This is a genomic window from Paenibacillus radicibacter (assembly GCF_024721995.1).
In the GTDB taxonomy this organism is placed as follows: domain Bacteria; phylum Bacillota; class Bacilli; order Paenibacillales; family NBRC-103111; genus Paenibacillus_AM; species Paenibacillus_AM radicibacter.
In genome coordinates, this window is the sequence record NZ_JANQBC010000007.1 from 88,597 (window position 1) to 106,485 (window position 17,889).

18 protein-coding genes are annotated in these 17,889 nt (G+C 44.1%); 9 read left to right on the forward strand and 9 right to left on the reverse strand.

Annotated elements, in window-relative coordinates; translation table 11 throughout:
- Nucleotide 1 precedes the first annotated feature (1 nt).
- Nucleotides 2-862 carry an alkaline phosphatase family protein gene (locus tag NV379_RS13845; RefSeq protein ID WP_258207911.1) on the forward strand — a complete coding sequence of 287 codons (861 nt, stop codon included), beginning with the start codon at nt 2-4 and terminating at the stop codon, nt 860-862.
- 27 nt (nt 863-889) lie between these two features.
- On the opposite strand, the gene NV379_RS13850 is transcribed toward NV379_RS13845, so the two are convergent.
- The 8 genes from NV379_RS13850 to NV379_RS13885 all read right to left on the reverse strand — a co-directional run bounded on the left by NV379_RS13850 (nt 890) and on the right by NV379_RS13885 (nt 9,535).
- Complete coding sequence (locus NV379_RS13850) at nt 890-2,623, reverse strand: methyl-accepting chemotaxis protein (RefSeq protein WP_258207912.1); 1,734 nt, start codon at nt 2,621-2,623, stop codon at nt 890-892.
- 170 nt (nt 2,624-2,793) lie between these two features.
- The gene (gene phoU / locus NV379_RS13855) at nt 2,794-3,453 is read right to left on the reverse strand and encodes a phosphate signaling complex protein PhoU (protein WP_258207913.1); all 660 of its coding nucleotides are present in this window, start codon (nt 3,451-3,453) and stop codon (nt 2,794-2,796) included.
- Nucleotides 3,454-3,469: 16 nt separating this feature from the next.
- Nucleotides 3,470-4,219 carry a phosphate ABC transporter ATP-binding protein PstB gene (gene pstB / locus NV379_RS13860; protein WP_258207914.1) on the reverse strand — a complete coding sequence of 250 codons (750 nt, stop codon included), beginning with the start codon at nt 4,217-4,219 and terminating at the stop codon, nt 3,470-3,472.
- A gap of 2 nt (nt 4,220-4,221) precedes the next feature.
- On the reverse strand, nt 4,222-5,082 hold the full coding sequence (gene pstA, locus NV379_RS13865; protein ID WP_258207915.1) for a phosphate ABC transporter permease PstA: 861 nt from the start codon (nt 5,080-5,082) through the stop codon (nt 4,222-4,224).
- Nucleotides 5,082-5,918: a phosphate ABC transporter permease subunit PstC gene (gene pstC / locus NV379_RS13870; protein ID WP_258207916.1), complete on the reverse strand. Its 837-nt coding sequence runs from the start codon at nt 5,916-5,918 to the stop codon at nt 5,082-5,084. Before pstC ends, pstA begins: the two co-directional genes overlap by 1 nt.
- Before the next feature lie 470 nt (nt 5,919-6,388).
- A complete protein-coding gene (locus tag NV379_RS13875) occupies nt 6,389-7,681 on the reverse strand; it encodes an arsenic transporter (protein ID WP_258207917.1) in 1,293 nt (430 codons plus the stop codon).
- A 126-nt stretch (nt 7,682-7,807) separates the two neighbouring features.
- Nucleotides 7,808-8,692 (reverse strand): phosphate ABC transporter substrate-binding protein, encoded by an 885-nt coding sequence (locus NV379_RS13880; RefSeq protein ID WP_258207918.1) that lies wholly within the window; start codon nt 8,690-8,692, stop codon nt 7,808-7,810.
- Between the two features lie 93 nt (nt 8,693-8,785).
- The gene (locus NV379_RS13885; RefSeq protein ID WP_258207919.1) at nt 8,786-9,535 is read right to left on the reverse strand and encodes an HAD family hydrolase; all 750 of its coding nucleotides are present in this window, start codon (nt 9,533-9,535) and stop codon (nt 8,786-8,788) included.
- Nucleotides 9,536-9,675: 140 nt separating this feature from the next.
- On the opposite strand from NV379_RS13885, the gene polA reads away from it, so the two are divergent.
- The 5 genes from polA to NV379_RS13910 all read left to right on the forward strand — a co-directional run bounded on the left by polA (nt 9,676) and on the right by NV379_RS13910 (nt 15,453).
- Entirely contained in the window at nt 9,676-12,336 is a 2,661-nt protein-coding gene (gene polA / locus NV379_RS13890) for a DNA polymerase I (protein WP_258207920.1), read from the forward strand.
- Nucleotides 12,337-12,668: 332 nt separating this feature from the next.
- Nucleotides 12,669-13,493: a DNA-formamidopyrimidine glycosylase gene (mutM, locus tag NV379_RS13895; protein WP_258207921.1), complete on the forward strand. Its 825-nt coding sequence runs from the start codon at nt 12,669-12,671 to the stop codon at nt 13,491-13,493.
- 85 nt (nt 13,494-13,578) lie between these two features.
- Nucleotides 13,579-14,268, forward strand: a complete 690-nt coding sequence (gene ytaF, locus NV379_RS13900) for a sporulation membrane protein YtaF (protein ID WP_258207922.1) — start codon at nt 13,579-13,581, stop codon at nt 14,266-14,268.
- Nucleotides 14,269-14,287: 19 nt separating this feature from the next.
- Entirely contained in the window at nt 14,288-14,884 is a 597-nt protein-coding gene (gene coaE, locus NV379_RS13905) for a dephospho-CoA kinase (RefSeq protein ID WP_258207923.1), read from the forward strand.
- The gene (locus tag NV379_RS13910; protein WP_258207924.1) at nt 14,881-15,453 is read left to right on the forward strand and encodes a lytic transglycosylase domain-containing protein; all 573 of its coding nucleotides are present in this window, start codon (nt 14,881-14,883) and stop codon (nt 15,451-15,453) included. Before coaE ends, NV379_RS13910 begins: the two co-directional genes overlap by 4 nt.
- Nucleotides 15,454-15,523: 70 nt before the next feature.
- Here NV379_RS13910 and NV379_RS13915 read toward each other — a convergent pair whose 3' ends face one another.
- A complete protein-coding gene (locus NV379_RS13915) occupies nt 15,524-15,733 on the reverse strand; it encodes an alpha/beta-type small acid-soluble spore protein (RefSeq protein WP_258207925.1) in 210 nt (69 codons plus the stop codon).
- 107 nt (nt 15,734-15,840) lie between these two features.
- Here NV379_RS13915 and nrdR point away from each other — a divergent pair, with 107 nt between their 5' ends.
- The 3 genes from nrdR (at nt 15,841) to modB (ending at nt 17,860) form a co-directional block, all read left to right on the forward strand.
- A complete protein-coding gene (gene nrdR / locus NV379_RS13920) occupies nt 15,841-16,317 on the forward strand; it encodes a transcriptional regulator NrdR (RefSeq protein ID WP_258207926.1) in 477 nt (158 codons plus the stop codon).
- 79 nt (nt 16,318-16,396) lie between these two features.
- On the forward strand, nt 16,397-17,185 hold the full coding sequence (gene modA / locus NV379_RS13925; protein ID WP_258207927.1) for a molybdate ABC transporter substrate-binding protein: 789 nt from the start codon (nt 16,397-16,399) through the stop codon (nt 17,183-17,185).
- Nucleotides 17,186-17,860 carry a molybdate ABC transporter permease subunit gene (modB, locus tag NV379_RS13930; RefSeq protein WP_373426115.1) on the forward strand — a complete coding sequence of 225 codons (675 nt, stop codon included), beginning with the start codon at nt 17,186-17,188 and terminating at the stop codon, nt 17,858-17,860.
- The last annotated feature ends 29 nt before the right edge of the window (nt 17,861-17,889 follow it).

Genomic DNA, 17,889 nt, shown 5'->3' on the forward strand with positions numbered 1-17,889 from the left:
TGTGGGGGTACAAATCAATCCAGTTGAAGGGATGAGGGTTATGAAGCAGAAGGTAGAACGTGTATTTATATTCGGGATGGATGGCGCAGGTATTTTTGTAAAAGATACACCGACACCTTATTTGGACCAATTGGCAAGTCGTGGAGCAATCACGTATGATGCACAAGCGGTGATGCCATCTATTAGTGCGCAATGCTGGGGATCGATGCTGCATGGTGTGCCTGCTGAGAAACACGGACTGACGAATAATATCGCTGGGCAGGAAAAGTATCCTCTTAATTCGCCATACCCGTCTATTTTTAAAATAACGAGAGAGGCATTCCCTGATGCGAAGATGGCTTCTTTCACCACATGGAGACCCATTAACAACGGTATTATTGAAGATGGACTTGATATACATAAGGATTCTTCACCAGATGCGGATAATACGGAAGCGATTTGTACCTACATTGATCAAAACCCAGATGTGAAGTTGTTATTTGTCCAATTGGATGATCCGGATATTTCGGGGCACAAGCATGGCTTTGGTGCTCATTCGGAAGGTTACTTGGAGGCGATTACGCGATCTGATCGATACATTGGGATGATGCTGGAGGCGCTTGAGCGTAACTATCTGGTGGAGAAAAGCTTAATTATACTCGTGACCGATCACGGTGGCGGTGGTGTACGCACGCATGATCATGGTTCAGACCATCCACATGATATGACGGTATTCTGGGCTGTTAGCGGACCTGGAATCGAAGCGGGAACCGTGCTAACGGAGTTATCTATTATGGACACAGCAGCCGTAGTAGCACATGCTCTAGGGCTTGAAGCGCCAGTGACATGGGAAGGCAAAGTACCGCAGGGACTTTTTAAATAAATGTGAGATAGAAAAAAGCTGCAGTGATTACTGCAGCTTCTTTGACGTCTCCACAATCGTAAATTTATTGATCTCATCAAACAATTGTGCAGATAAGGAGGAAATATCCTCAGCTTGTTCAGCGATTTGGCGGATGGCCGCATCTTGCTCGCAAGAAGTGGAGTTGACTTCTTCAACGCCTGCAGCGGTTTGCTGGGAAATACCTGCAACTTGTACCATCGCTTCGACAATCGATTTATTCTTCATCTGAACATGTTCCGTGCGCTGTTGCATGTTCTCGATTTGCTGTGACATACCATTCATGACCTGCTCAATCGCGCTAAATGAGCGTAGAGAGTCATGGACATGGGTTTGCTGGGTGTATACAGCCCGTTCGGCATCTTCAAACGTCTGCGATAGCTCATGTACATGTGATTGTAAATTCTGAACAATGTCGGCGATTGTCTGGGATGAATCTTTGGTTTGCATCGAGAGAATGCGTACTTCTTCAGCGATAACAGAGAAACCTTTGCCTTGTTGACCCGCCCGAGAAGCTTCAATTGCAGCGTTAAGTGATAAGATTTGAGTCTGAGTGGACACATTCTGTATTGTCCCTATAATGAGTTCGATTTGAGAGGATGAAGCACGAAGCGTCTCCATCACGGACATCACTTGTTGTAAGTGTCGTTTAGACTCTAGAGCGGACTGTTCCAACTGTTTGACTGACACTGAGCCGTGCTCGGTTGTAACAATGGCGTGCTCACTTTTCTGGCGCATGTCTAGTGCAAATTCGGTCATGTTATGGATGTCATGTTGCAAGTCTGTAATCGTCTGGGATGTAAGTTCCGTATGCTGTGCTTGTTGATCCGTTCCAACAGAAATTTCTTGGATGGCTCGTACAATATCAGCGTTGGCAGAGGCTGTGCCCCGAGAAAATTGATGAAACGTTTGTGCATGATTCGATAAAGAGGAAGCAATCACTTGCGTGTGGCTTAACATGCTACGTACCTGAACAATCATCTGATCAAAACTGCGAGAGAGGTCACCGAGTTCATCCTTGGAGTTGTTATTGATTTGCTTGGTGAGATCACCCTGAGCAATCTGTCTAACAACCGTCTGTATGCGCCGAATCGGTCGCATGAATGCACGAATGTGTAGGAAAGTAATGCTACTCGATACAAGCATGACGAGAATAAAGGCAATCATTGCAAAATATAAAGCCTGTTTCACGGTCTCTTCAGACGCTAATTTCGCTTGCTGAGCGGACTCTTCATAATTTGCATAAAATTTATCGACCATTTGAAAAAAGTAGTCTTTATGAATTTGAGCAAGATTGAAGTTGCTTTCGAGTGCGCGATCTTTGTCTAAAGCGGTAAGTGATGGGTTTTTCAAAATTCGGCTAACCGCATCAAATGTAGCGGTATATTCGTTCGTGTTATCCTTTAATTGAGCGATCATGTTCTTCTCTTGGGGCGTAGATGTCGTCTGTGCAATCTGCTCAATTAATTGTTCGATCTTCGTCTTGGTTTCTGCAAATTTAGTGGAGTGATCGGTATTTTTTGTAATGATGACTGTGCTCTTAATTGTTTCAAGCTCGTTCATTTTTACTTTCAGATCCATCACAAGCTGTTGCTTGCTATTCTCGTAATTTTGCAGTCCCATCGTACTGTGCAGATTAAGAATTTGACTGCGATTGAACAAGCTAACACAACCCATGATGAGTAAGATGAAACATGAACTCCATATCATTCGGGCTTTTAAGGTGTTTTTGTAAAAAAGCACGAAGCAGATTCCCCCTTATGTAATTTCTTTATGTAAGATTTCTCTTCCATCGTACTGAGTGAAGGTTAGCGGAGATGTTGAGATTTGTTAACAAATTGTAAAAAAATAAAGCCGCTTGATCGGCTCTACTTAAGAGTGATCAAACGGCTTTATAGTAGATAGCTGTCAGATTAGATGTTCAAGTCTTTGCGTTTACCTGTCAGCATGTAGATCACGTCTTCACCAATGTTCGTCACATGATCGGCTACGCGCTCTAAGTAGTGTACGACAAAGGTTAAGTGGGACAGTTGACGGTTACGCGTATAGTCATTGCCCATCATCATGATGAGCTCTTGAAGCACTTCTGCGTAAATGCGGTCGACTTGATTTTCTTTCTCTGCAAGGGATGCAGCTAAGTTCACATCACGCTGCGTGTATGAATTTAAGCTGTCTTGCAGCATATCAATCGTGATTTGCGCCATTTGTGGAATTGTAATAAGTGGCTTAACAAGTTGTTCATCCGCTATGCGAAGCACGATCTTCGCAATATCAACGGCGTGGTCAGCGATACGCTCTAGATCAGTTGAAATTTTGCGTGCGGTTTGAATAATGCGTAAGTCCGAAGCCATTGGCTGTTGGCGTACGATTAAGCGGCCGCAAGCTTCTTCAATGTCGAGCATCATTTGATCGATGACATCATCATGTGCGATCGTTTTCTTAGCAAGTTCTGCATCAAGTCTAGCTAGAGCATCCACTGCTTGATGAATGGATTGCTGAACGTGGCTAGCCATATCAAGCAGTTGAGCTTGTAATTCAGCTACAGCTTGATGGAATAAAGATCTGTTATCCATGAAAGATCCTCCTTAATTATCCGAATCGACCTGTAATGTAGTCTTCGGTCTTCTGATTGCTTGGATTTGTAAAGATTTTATCTGTCTGATCGGTTTCAACAAGTACGCCATTTAGGAAGAACGAAGTTGTATCCGAAATACGCGCGGCTTGTTGCATATTGTGTGTCACGATGATGATCGTATAGCGATCTTTAAGTGTTTGAGTAAGTTCCTCGACTTTTAACGTTGAGATCGGGTCAAGTGCAGATGTAGGTTCATCCATAAGGAGAACATCAGGCTCAACCGCTAACAATCGGGCGATACATAGACGCTGCTGCTGACCACCAGATAAACCAAGTGCTGATTTATTGAGGCGATCCTTTACTTCGTCCCATAGCGCTGCTTGCTTCAGGCTGCGCTCTACAAGTTCATCAAGAACAGCTTTCTTCTTAATACCATGTATACGCGGACCATAGGCAATATTGTCATAAATACTCATTGGAAAAGGATTCGGACGTTGGAACACCATGCCGACGCGTTTGCGAAGGGACACGATGTCTGTATCTGTATCATAAATGTTGTGACCGTCAACGTTCACAGCACCTGTAATTCTAACGTTATCGATAAGATCGTTCATGCGATTGATTGTACGTAAGAACGTGGACTTACCGCAACCGGATGGACCGATTAGTGCGGTTACCGATTGGTCTGGAATGTTTAAGTTAATATCATAAAGGGCTTGATGATCCCCGTAAAATAAGTTCAGATCTTTGACTTGAATGGACATAATTATTTACCTCCCGATAGTCTTCTTTGGTAGATGCGACTAGGAATGACGATGAGTAAGTTAAAGACTAATACGACTAGAAGGAGTAGCGCGGCACTACCTTGCGCAATTTGCTTCGCGTCAGGAACAATCGCTTCGGACTGGATGTACCATAGGTGAGTCGCAAGCGTTTCACCCATTGCCATCGGATTGAAATCCGGGAAGTGACGAGATGTCGATAAACCTGCTGTATAGATTAAGATGGCGGTTTCACCAAGTGCGCGTCCTGCTACAAGCGTAATCCCTGTAATGAGGTTGGGTAGAGCAGCAGGCAACATGACTTTACGAATGGCTTGCCATTTGGTCGAACCTAATGCTAGGCTCGCTTCCCAATAGGACTCAGGCACTGTGCGTAGAGAATCCTCTGTAACACGAACGAGAACGGGTAAGTTCAATAAGGATAAGGCAAGTGAACCACTGATAATTGAAATTTTAAGTCCCATTAGGTTAACGAAAATCAAGAAGCCGAACAAACCGAATACGATCGATGGTACAGATGATAAAGCTTCAACTGATATCCGAATGAGATCGGTAAATTTATTTTTACGAGCATAGATTGCGAGATACACCCCAGCTCCAATACCGATTGGCAAGGAAAAAGCCAAGGATAGGAACAAAATATAGAAGGAGTTGAACAATTGGGGTCCAACACCGCCGCCAGCGATAATGTCTTGTGATTTGGTAGTTAAGAATTTCCATGAGATATGGGGAAGTCCGTCCCCAAGAATACGTATTAAGAACCACGCTAGAATGAAAGCGATGATTAGACCCGTTACCCAAAAATAAGCGGTCGCAATCCGATCTGTTAATTTATTCTTATTCATTATTTCAGCTCACTCCTTTTAGCAACGACACGGATGATAATAATGAGCCCTAGAGACATAAGTAGGAGTAAGAGTGCCATCATATAAAGCGCATTGTTCCAAGTCGTACCATAATTCGTATTACCCATATCTTTAACAATGGCTGTTGTTAGCACTGTTGTGGAATCAATTAACGATTTCGGCAATTGTGGAGAGTTACCGATGACCATGAATACTGCCATTGTCTCACCGATTGCCCGTCCAATACCAAGAACAGTACCTGTAATAATACCCGGTCTAGCTGCTGGCAATAGGACACGCCAGATTGTCTGCCATCTTGTTGCTCCTAGTGCTAGAGATGCTTCTTCTAGTCTTGGAGGCAAAGCGCGTATCGCATCTTCCGAGATGGATAGGATCGTTGGCAAAATCATAATGGCAAGGATAATTCCTGCTGGCAAAATACCGTATCCTGTTCCGTCTACGACTTTACCGATGAAAGGTACGATGACCGTGAGTCCGATTAGACCGTATACGACAGAAGGAATGCCGACGAATAAGTCTGTAGCTGGACGCAGAATTGAGCGTACCCACTTCGGTGCAATTTTTGCCATGAATACAGCACCAGATACAGCGAGAGGAACGGCAAGCACGATAGAGAACAAGGTTAGAAGAATTGTACTGAATATAAACGGGAAAGCACCAAATTCATTGTTGGTTGGATTCCAATTGGTTGAGAAGAAAAACTCCCATGGTGAAACACCTTGAAATGTCTTGATTCCTTGTATACCGACAAATCCGATGATGGAGAAGATGACTGCGGATACGATTATTGCGCTACCAATAAATATGTATCGCATGATTTGGTCATATCGAGTTTGTGATTTTGAGTGATTGGATTTCGCGGTGGTTCCCTGCTGGTTATTGGATGCTGAGAATGAGTTCAACCCGGAATCCCCCTTTGCTTGTTTTTAATGGAGTGAATCAAATTCATCATAGAATACTTTTGTAAACGTGATTTTAAGGTTTTGTAAACTCAGTGTAAAAAGATTGATAAAAAAACATTTTGCAGTGGTATCGGCGACGTGTTATCTATATCCTTCCATCCTCTGCCCGCAAATATGTCCCTTTGATTAGATTGGTTGTGAAAGTAGGGACATATTTTCGAGATCGGACCGCTTACTCTCTCCAGGACATAGATAACTCTTTACCCATCTTCAAAATGTTTTTTGGCTGCGAGGCAGCAAAAAAGGAGCCGTGGCGATTCTCGCCGCGGCTCCTACCGGATAAACCATAAACAATAAAACTTTTAAGCTTCGCTTCAACTTCACTAACGAATAACAATTAGCCAGAGATATAGGCCTAACAAAGTGATGAATAATGTTGGAATTGTTAAGACGATGCCAACTTTGAAGTAATAGCCCCAGGTGATTTTGATGCCTTTAAGGGATAGGACATGCAGCCAGAGTAAAGTGGCGAGTGAGCCGATTGGGGTGATCTTCGGACCAAGATCTGAGCCGATGACGTTGGCGTAGATTAAACTTTCTTTAATGATGCCTTCGGACGTACTTGCTTGAATGGCTAGTGCATCTATCATGACAGTAGGTAAGTTGTTCATGAATGAAGAGAGAAATGCGGCTAAGAATCCCATGCCCATCGTAGCTGCGAAAAGTCCTTTGTCTGCAAAAGTGTTAATGATGCCTGTAAGTGCATCGGTTAACCCGACATTTTTCAAACCATAAACGACGACATACATCCCAATAGAAAAAATGACGACTGCCCAAGGAGCATTCCGAATGACTTTCTTAATTTCAATTGCCTTGCTTGTACGTACAAATAAGATAAAGATGATTGCAATTATGCCTGCAATGATCGATACGGGAGTGTGAATTAATTCAGCTGTAAAATAAGCGACCAATAGCACACCGAGGATGACCCAAGAAAGTTTGAACATCTTAGGGTCTTTGATCGCATCAGCTGGCTTCTTTAATTGTGAAAGCTCATAGTGATGCGGAATATTTTTGCGGAAAAATAGGTACAAAACAAGCATGCTTGCCCCAAGAGAAAATAAACTGACGACGAACATAACTACGGTATAGTTCACAAAGCTAATGCCAAAAAAGTCGGCAGATACGATATTGACGAGATTACTCACGACAAAAGGGAGTGAAGTTGTGTCCGCGATAAAGCCGCTTGCCATGATGAAGGGAAGAATGGTCTTCTCGTCAAATCGCAAGGCTCGAACAATGGCTAGTACGATCGGGGTTAAGATTAATGCACCGCCATCGTTGGTAAAAAGGGCAGTAACAGCAGCTCCAAGCAGAAGAACATAAACAAACATGAGCTTCCCGTTACGTTTGGCGATACGAACCATATGCAAGGCAGACCACTCGAAAAATCCAATTTCGTCGAGAATTAGAGAAATGATAATGACCGCAACAAAAGTGAGTGTCGCATTCCAGACGATTCCTGTTACTGTGGCAATATCTTGGATGCTGACAACGCCGCAAATAAGGGCAAGTATAGCTCCAGCGCTTGCTGACCAACCGATGTTCAAGCCTTTAGGCTGCCAAATTACAAATGTTAAGGTAAGAAGAAAAATAAAACCGGCTAATATCGTCATAATGCCTCCGTCATGTGCAAAAAACTGATTTCCTAGAAAAATATATAATTGTATGTACATGATGTCTACATATATTCACGAAAAAAAACAACTTCCGAAAGGGAAGTTGTTTTTAATTAGAACGATTTATTTTTTCAAGAAAGTAGCTGGTAAGAATTTAAGTTCTTCTACACGTGTGCTTTGGAATTCAGGGCTAAGGATGTAGTCGATGAATGCTTTAACTGCACCAGTTGCTTCACCCTTCGTGTACATGTGCTCCATACCGAACAATTTGTAAGAACCGTCTTTGATTGTTTCTTTAGCGTAAGCAACGCCATCGAATTTCAATGCTTTTACTTCAGCGTCGATGTAAGGTGCATCTACATAACCAATGGAACCGGAAGTTTGAGCAACAGCAGTTTTCATTGCACCGCTGCTTTCTTGTGTAATACCGTCTTTGGAGAAGTCTGCACTACCAAGTACAACTTGCTTCACAAGCTTACGGGAACCAGAGCTGTCTGGACGGTGAACAAGTGTAATCTTCTTGTCAGCGCCGCCAACTTCTTTCCAGTTCGTAATTTTACCAGTGAAGATGTCTGCTGCTTGTTGTTTCGTTAAGTTCTCAATGTTAACGTCTTTATTTACGATTAGTGCGAATGGTGCGATTGCTACGATGTGATCAACCAAACCTTTGTCTTTATATTCATCACCAGCTTCAACGTCGGAGTTACCAATGTTGGAAGTGCCGTCTGCTACGTTCTTAAGTCCTGTACCAGAACCACCTGCTGTTACGTTTACTGTTACTTTTGCGTGCTTATCTTGGAATTCTGTTGCTGCTTGCTTCACAAGTGGTAGAAGTGCGCTGGAGCCTGAAGCAGTTACTGTACCTGAAATTTCTTCTGTCTTAGCAGGAGGAGTAGTAGTCGTGCTGTTGCCTGTCTTAGCTTCTTCTTTGTTGCCGCAGCCTGCAAGTAAACCCATGGATAATACGATACTCATTGAAATAGCGAATACTTTGGATTGTTTGAACATCTGGAATGTTCCCCCTTGTGTTTTGTTTACAAGGGTTATCTTAGCAATGAAATGTAAATTCCATACCAACGGATTATTAACGGAGTGTAAAACTTATAGAACTTGTGTTAAATGACGGAGGGCGCGAATGATGATGACCCGCTGTTTACCGATCTTACGCTGGGAAATCTTTTTCATATGATTCGGGTGTATCCAGATGGCGTCCATTCCACACTTGGTCGCGCCAAGCACGTCATTCTTCCAGGAGTTGCCGACCATGATCGCATGTGAGGGGGTGCAATTCATCGTTTTCATTGCACTTTCATATATAGCTGGGTGAGGTTTGCGAAATCCATCTTGATGCGAGGAGAATAGGCGTTCATGTGTGAACCATTTACCAAGCTTGAGCTGACTCCAGTTCTTCTCCAACCGTTTGCGGGAACCGTTGGAGATGATGGCTAAAGTGTATTTTTCAGAGAGGGTACGTAAGGTATCATCCACACCAGGGAATAATGTAACATAGCTCTCCTCTGCATCGTCCACGGAATCAAAGAAAGCTTTCATGAAGGTTTGGGTTAGTTTAAAAGAATAGGGTTCGAGCGCTTTACGTAAACATTGCATTCGTAAATCTTCAGCTTGAGAGGAGCCTTTCACATGGGTTTTACGATGTTTGCTCCATTCTAATTTGTAGGTTTGCAGCACATCGCTTGGGCTCCAGCTCACATTCCCTTCCTTCCACCTGCCTGTAAAATCTTGCAATACCTCATGAAACGCCATATCGAAGCATTTGCGACGATCCACGAGCGTATTGTTCATATCAAAAAAAATCACTTTTTTGCCGCTCTGGGTAAAAAAGGGGCCCATCGAAGCTCCTCCTCTATATTGAACCGAAATATGTTTCCATACCTTATGTTTATGAGGAATGCCCTGTATCAATGTCTGCTTTGGGATTTAGTTCAGCTATGCTATGATGGAGTTAGTATGAAAAAATTGGGGTGCTCCTAATGGAAAAATTAATCATCATTGATGGAAATAGTATTGCATATCGTGCCTTTTTTGCTCTGCCTTTGCTCAGCAACTCAAGTGGTCTACATACGAATGCCTTGTTCGGGTTTACAACGATGATGTTGAAACTTATAGAAGAAGAAAAACCTACGCATTTCCTTGTTGCTTTTGACGCGGGGAAAGCGACATTCCGACATAAGGAATATACCGAATACAAGGGTGGAAGACAGAAGACACCGCCTGAACTTTCGGAGCAATTCCCTGTATTAAAGCAGCTGATTACGGCTTTTGGCATTGAGCAATTTGAGCTCGATGGTTTTGAAGCTGATGATATTATTGGTACGTTAACTCGCATTGCAGATGCGGAAGGTAAGCAAGTGCTTGTCGTATCAGGGGATAAGGATATGCTTCAACTGGCTTCCGACCATGTAACGGTTGCGATTACGCGCAAAGGGATTACAGAAGTGGATCGCTTCGGTCCAGCGGAAATTCAGGACAAGTATGGTTTAACTCCAAACCAAATTATCGATCTTAAAGGTCTCATGGGTGATACCTCAGATAACATTCCGGGTATTCCGGGTGTGGGAGAGAAAACAGCACTGAAGTTCTTGCATGAGTATGGAACTGTTGAAGAAGTGCTCGCACATGCGGATAAGATCAAAGGTAAAATTGGCGAGAAGGTCGTTGCGCACGCAGACGATGCTCGAATGAGTAAGCAGCTGGCAACGATTTACCGTGAAGTGCCAATGACATCGGAGTGGGAGACACTTAAGTTCGAGGGATATCAAGGGGCTGCACTTAAGGATATGTTCAGTAAGCTGGAGTTCAAATCGCTCTTAGCGAAGCTGGATTTTGCAGACTCCGATCAAGAAGCTTCATTAAATAGCGTTGAAGAGTTGCCAGTGACAATTGTATCCGGCGAAAAGGATTACGAAGCGCTGATCGCGGCGCTGCCGCAAGTTACAGCGTTACATATCGAGGTGGTTGGGGACAACCCTCACCACGGGGAAGTGATCGGCGCCGCGCTGCACACGGCGGCGATGGGTTATTATGTTCCGTTCGCTGCGCTTAGCGGCGAAGGAGAGGGCGCGCAAAGCTTGCGCGCTTGGCTCGGCGATGCAAGTGTGGAGAAGGTCGTCTGCGACCTTCACCGTGCGGACATCGCCTTGCACTGGCACGGCGTCACGCTTCGAGGCGTGACGCAGGATGTGCTGCTTGCCGCTTATTTGCTCGACCCGACAGAGTCGAGTCTATCGCTTAGCGGCATGGCAGCACGCTACGGCACGCTAGGCTTACGTGCCGACGAAGATGTCTACGGCAAGGGAGCGAAGTTCCGCTTGCCGGAAGAGTCAGCCCTTGCGTCACACTTGTGTCGCAAGGCGCAGGTCATTGCCCATCTGGCAGGGCCGATGGGTGAGGCGCTCGAAAACAGCGGCATGGGCGCGCTGTTCCATGAGCTTGAGCTGCCGCTGACCGGCGTTCTCGCAGGAATGGAGCAGCAGGGTATCAAGGTCGATACGGCTGCTCTGAAACAGCTCGGCGATGGCTTCGCTGCTGAGCTGGACAAGATCATGAACCGCATCTATGAGCTTTCAGGTACAGAGTTTAACATCAGCTCGCCGAAGCAGTTGGGTGAAGTTCTTTTTGAAAAGTTAGGTTTACCGGTTCAGAAAAAAACCAAGACTGGATATTCCACAGATGCGGAAGTGCTAGAGCGACTTGCGCCTTATCACGACGCAATCGGGAATATCTTGCACTATCGTCAATTGTCCAAGCTTCTTTCTACTTATGTAGAAGGCTTGCTTAAAGAGGTACGTTCAAGCACGGGTAAAGTGCATACGTATTACAGACAGACGATTGCAGCAACGGGACGTCTATCTTCTCAATTCCCGAACTTGCAGAACATCCCGATTCGGATGGAAGAAGGTCGTCAAATTCGTAAAGTATTCGTGCCTGCTGAACCAGGTTGGTCGATCTTAGCAGCGGACTACTCGCAGATTGAGCTGCGTGTACTCGCACATATTTCCCAAGATCCGAAATTAATTGAAGCATTCCAACACAATTTAGATATTCACACGAAGACCGCGATGGACGTATTCGGTGTAGCGCAGGAGCAAGTTGATTCCAACATGCGCCGTTCTGCCAAAGCAGTAAACTTCGGTATCGTATATGGTATTTCTGATTATGGTTTGTCTCAGAACTTGAACATCACACGTAAAGATGCAGCGCAATTTATCGAACAATACTTCGCTGTATTCGGCGGTGTTCGCAAATTCATGGACGACGTCGTAGTCGAAGCTCGCAAGAATGGCTATGTTACAACAATGCTCGGCAGACGCCGTATCTTACCTGAAATCAATGCATCTAACTTCAACCTTCGCTCCTTCGCAGAGCGTACGGCTATGAATACACCAATCCAAGGTACAGCGGCTGACATCATCAAGCTTGCCATGGTCAATATGGCTGCACGACTACGCGAAGAGGGACTCGAATCTCGCATGCTGCTTCAAGTACATGATGAATTGGTATTCGAAGTACCACCGCACGAACTTGAGCGCATGAAGCAACTCGTTCCAGAGGTTATGGAATCTGCCCTCAAACTTGACGTCCCTCTCAAAGCCGACGTCAGCTTCGGAATGAACTGGTACGAAGCGAAGTAATCTCGGCGCTGAGACCGTTGGGTTATTGAATTATTTTGAAGTGAAAATGAAGATGTATGAAGTAATTTCATGTTCTGTGATTAGAAAATGTTAAGTTTATAATATTGATGTGAGATTATTGGATTTAGTGAAATTGAGTGAATTATGCCATGCGCTAAAAGTAAAACGGAGTAAAAAGAGGTACTGGAGGAACGAAGTGCTCGCCTTTGAAATCGTGAAACTACCATGTAATCAATTCAAAATTCACGATTGAGACAGCGACCGGAAGTACCTCTTTTTACGCAGTGACTATATTTTCGCAAAACCGCTATTGAACGAAAGGTGAGAATCCCATGCCCGAACTACCCGAAGTCGAAACCGTACGAAGAACACTCACCGAACTTGTCGTTGGCAAGACCATTCAATCCGTCGATGTGCGTCTGAACCGTATCATCCAACTGCCGGACGATCCAGCTCTATTCGCAGCACTCCTTGAAGGACAGACCATCCAAGAAGTCGGTCGCAGAGGCAAGTTTCTTCGCATCGTATTTGAAGATTTCGTACTCGTGTCTCACTTGCGTATGGAAGGTAGATATGGCTTGTATGATAAACAGGAGCCAGTTGAACTCCATACTCATGTCTTGTTTACATTCACCGACGGAACCGAGCTGAGATATAAAGATGTACGCCAATTCGGCACCATGCATTTATTTCCCAAAGGGGAGGAATTAGTGAAGCCTCCGCTTAATAAACTGGGATTAGAACCACTGGACGAGTCGTTTACATTCGAAGTTTTCCACAAAGCGATTGCGAATCGATCCACCAAGATCAAGCCGCTACTCCTCAACCAGGAGCGTGTCGTTGGTATTGGTAACATTTACGTGGACGAGTCGCTATTCTTAGCAGGCATTCATCCGGAGCGGGAAGCCAAATCTTTAGCTGAACTTGAACTGAAGGCTTTGTACACAGCCATTATTGACACGCTAACAACCGCTGTCGAAGTTGGTGGTTCCTCCATTAAATCATTCGTGAATGGACAAGGTGAGATGGGGATGTTTCAGCATCAGTTCAAAATTTACGGGCGTAAAGACGAACCTTGCAAGAAGTGTGGTGCACCCATTACGAAATTCGTTGTCGCGGGTCGCGGCACACATATTTGTACAAACTGCCAGAAATAATCGTGAAATAGGCACCATGGACAGATGCCCCTCCATATGATAGATAGAAATGCTTCGAAATGCTTTCTATTAGGGGGATTTATCTATGCTGCCTATCTTATCACTTCTGGTTCTGGCTATTGCCGTTTCGCTTGACGGTTTTGGCGTAGGTATGATGTATGGATTACGTAGAATTCGAATTGGTTTACTTTCAGTCGCGATTATTTCCTGTTTCTCAGGAATTATTATTTACATGTCGATGGGAATTGGACAGTGGTTATCTTCATTCTTGAGTCCAGCATGGTCAAGTCGGGTTGGAGCAATCATCCTGATCGGTATTGGTGTCTGGGCACTTGTTCAACTTTTTATGCAGAAGAATCATGATTCGAAAGAATCATCATCAGATACAATCGCTCAAAAAAGTGAAAATGAAGAAAGTACGATTTCCACCGTTAAAGAAATACTTAACATTGAATTACGTCGATTCGGGCTTGTCATTCAAATTCTTCGAACTCCAGCGGCAGCAGATATTGATAAATCGGGCTCCATTTCGGCTTCAGAAGCTGTGTTTCTAGGCTTAGCATTGTCCCTTGATTCATTCGGCGCGGGAATTGGCGCAGCATTAATCGGGTTTGCACCTGCATTAACTGCAACTGTCATCGCCCTATCAAGTGGAACGTTTATTGCGCTTGGTCTTCATTTTGGCTTGAAGTTCGCTGACCTCGCTTGGGTTCGTAAAATGTCATTGTTGCCTGGATGCGTACTCATCATAATGGGAGTCATCAAATTATTGTAGGATGTAAGGGGGAGAAGTAATGAACATCGGACTTACCGGCGGTATAGCTTGTGGGAAAAGTACAGTAGCTGCGAAGCTCGTACAGCTTGGAGCTATTCTAATTGATGCAGATGTGATTGCCCGTGAGGTAGTCATGCCCGGAACACCTGGTTTGCAGCAAATAACAGCACACTTCGGCCCGGAAGTCTTACAAGAAGATTATACATTGAATCGAAAAGCACTTGGCAGCCTAATATTCGGTGATGAGGAGCAGCGGTTCGCATTAAATGCGATCCTGCATCCCCTCATTCGAGCGAGGATCAAGAGTCGACTCGCGGAAGAGCAGCTTGCTAATCCGGACAAGCTGGTAGTCGTCGATATTCCTCTACTCTATGAATCCCAGTATGAGGTTATTGTTGATCAGGTTATGGTCGTCTATATCCCAAGGGAATTACAAGTAGAGCGTTTGATGGCACGAGATGGTTATAGTCTAGAAGAGGCAGAGAGCCGTCTTCAATCTCAAATGAGCATTGAAGAGAAGCGCCAGCGTGCAGATATCGTTATTGATAATCGTGGTACAATCGCAGCAACAGAAGAGCAGATCGAAACCTTTTGGAAAGGAATCGAAGGCGGATGAGTTTTTTTCGAAAGAAACGATTCTTCGCGATGCTGCTGCTCATTATTACGTTTACGATGTTTGTGTTCTCTGATGTGTTCTCTAGCTTGTTATATCCGATTCATTATAAAGAAGAAATTAAGAAGCATGCTACAACCTACAATGTTGATCCTCTACTAGTTGCGGCAATCATCCGTGTGGAAAGTAATTATAAGCCCAATGAGACGAGCAAGAAGGGTGCACTTGGACTCATGCAGCTTATGCCAGAGACCGCAAAGTGGATTAATGAATTTGGTCGGCTTTCCGGTTCGATGGACAAGGTGATGGATGCCGATTTTAATATTCAGATGGGATCTTGGTATGTAAACTTCCTGCTCAATCAATATAATGGTGATATGGTAATGGCAGTCGCGGCTTATAATGCTGGACAAGGTAATGTGAAGAAATGGATCATGAACGGTGTTTGGGATGGTACAGAGAAAAATTCGGTGCAAATTCCTTATGGGGAGACCAGACATTTTGTTCAAAGAGTTTTGTACTATTATCATAAATATTATAAACTTTATGGAGAGAGCTGGTACACAGCTTGACCCAATAGGTATAGCAAGAAGTGCTGAAGTTTCCTTCAGCACCCCTTACTTTTGAAGTATCGTTGGTGAATTAACGGCTTTGTCCTGCTAATTGTTGTTCAGCGATTTGGACTAGACGTTTAGTGATGTTACCACCGATGGAACCAGTGTCACGAGTAGCCATGTTGCCATAGTATCCATCTTGAGGGATAGCGATACCTAGCTCTTGAGCTACTTCATATTTCATTTGATCCAAAGCTGCGTTAGCTTGAGGAACGACCAAAGTGTTGTTACCTGCCATGTGTGTTCACCTCCTCTTGGTTGGTAAATCTATTATGCTCGTTTTTTCAAAGTTCATTACAAGTTATAATTGGCAAATTCGAACAATTATTAAGGTGGTGAAGTCATATGAAATGCCCATATTGCGATCATTCGGGTACGAAGGTACTCGACTCTAGAGCTGCGAACGAGAATAAGTCTATTCGCCGCCGCAGAGAATGCGAAAAATGCTTAAAAAGATTCACAACATTTGAGACGGTTGAAGAAACGCCGCTAATCGTCATTAAGAAGGACGGGTCCAGGGAAGAGTTTTCGCGCGAGAAGATGCTCCGCGGATTAATTCGTGCTTGTGAGAAAAGACCGGTATCGATGGAACGCTTAGAGAAAGTAGTGACTGAAGTCGAGCTGCAGCTTCGCACAACCGCACTAGCAGAAGTGGAAGCGCGGGCTATTGGAGAAGTTGTCATGGAACAATTGTATCCGGTAGATGAAGTGGCTTATATCCGTTTTGCATCGGTGTATCGTCAATTCAAGGATATTAATATGTTCTTAAAAGAACTGACGCAAATCTTAGGCAAGAATGATGATGATTTATTAAAAAAATAAGAGGCAAGCAAGTACCGTCGATTATGGTCGGCGGTTTTTTGTGAAGAAAAGATAGTTACTTATAAGGGGAGAGAAATAAATGAGAAAGATTAGATTTATTTTTGCTTTAATTATAGGACTGGCATTAGTAGCGGGTTGTTCGAATGGTGCGAAGCAGCAGGATGAGCCCAAGATTGAGTTAACGATTTCAGCAGCAGCGAGCTTAACAGATAGTCTTAATGAAATTCAGAAGTTGTATGAAGTGGAACATCCGAATGTTAAACTCACTTTTAACTTTGGTGCATCAGGCAGTTTACAACAACAAATTGAGCAAGGTGCACCAGTTGATGTATTTTTCTCGGCTGGGAAGAAGCAAGTAGACGCACTAGTGGGTAAAAACTTGATGAATCGTCAATATGTTGCAAATGTCGTGAACAATGAGTTGGTAGCTGTTATTCCATCGGAATCGAGCTTACAGTTGCAGTCGGCAAAAGACTTAAGCAAGGCAAATATTCAGAAGCTTGCATTAGGTGAGCCAGAAGCAGTGCCAGCTGGCAGCTATTCGAAGGAAATGCTCGTACATAATGGTCTATGGGAAAGTCTTAACGCGAAGATGGTATTTGCCAAAGACGTTCGCCAAGTGTTGACTTATGTAGAGAGCGGTAACGTAGACATAGGTTTCGTGTATAAGACAGATGCTCGAATTTCGAATAAAGTGAAGGTTGCGTTTACGGCAGAGGCTGGCAGTCATAAGCCGATTGAGTATCCAATAGGAATAGTAGAAGGTTCTAAGCATGTGAAGGAGTCGCAAGCTTGGATTCAATTTTTACAAAGTAAACCTGCACAGCAAGTGTTTGAGAAATATGGATTCGTTATTCCAGGGAAATAAATGATGGACTGGGGATCCTTCTTAAAGCCAATCCTACTGTCCTTACAAATTGGAGGCTTATCTGCTGTTATTGTGTTTGTTATGGGTGGATTTGCTGCATGGTGGATGAGCAGTAAATCCTTCTGGGGGAAAACGGCGGTTGAAACGTGCTTTATGCTGCCACTCGTTCTGCCGCCAACGGTTGTTGGTTTTATTTTGCTTATGTTATTAGGAAGAAAAAGTACAATCGGCCAGGCTATCGAATGGGTGTTTAACCAACCCGTTGTATTTACTTGGTGGGCAGGGGTGATCGCAGCGGTCGTGGTGGCATTCCCGCTTGTATATCAGACAATGAAGAATGGTTTTGCAGCCATTGATTCAAGCTATATGGAAGCGGCGCGTTCCAGTGGTGCGAGTGAATGGCAAGTGTTAAGGTGGATTATGCTGCCGCTTGCATCACGCTCACTTCTGACCGCACTCATTCTTGGATTCGCTCGTGGTCTTGGTGAATTTGGTGCAACATTAATGCTTGCAGGCAATATTCCGGGGAAAACACAGACGATCCCAACTGCGATTTATGTAGCCGTTGAAACAGGTCAAATGCAGCTTGCATGGGCATGGTGCGGCTGCATTATTGTGATATCCTTCTTATTATTGTTATTTACAAGAGGCTCCAGTTCCTCTACAATGAGATAGTTTTGTAACAAAGATAGGAGCGACAACTC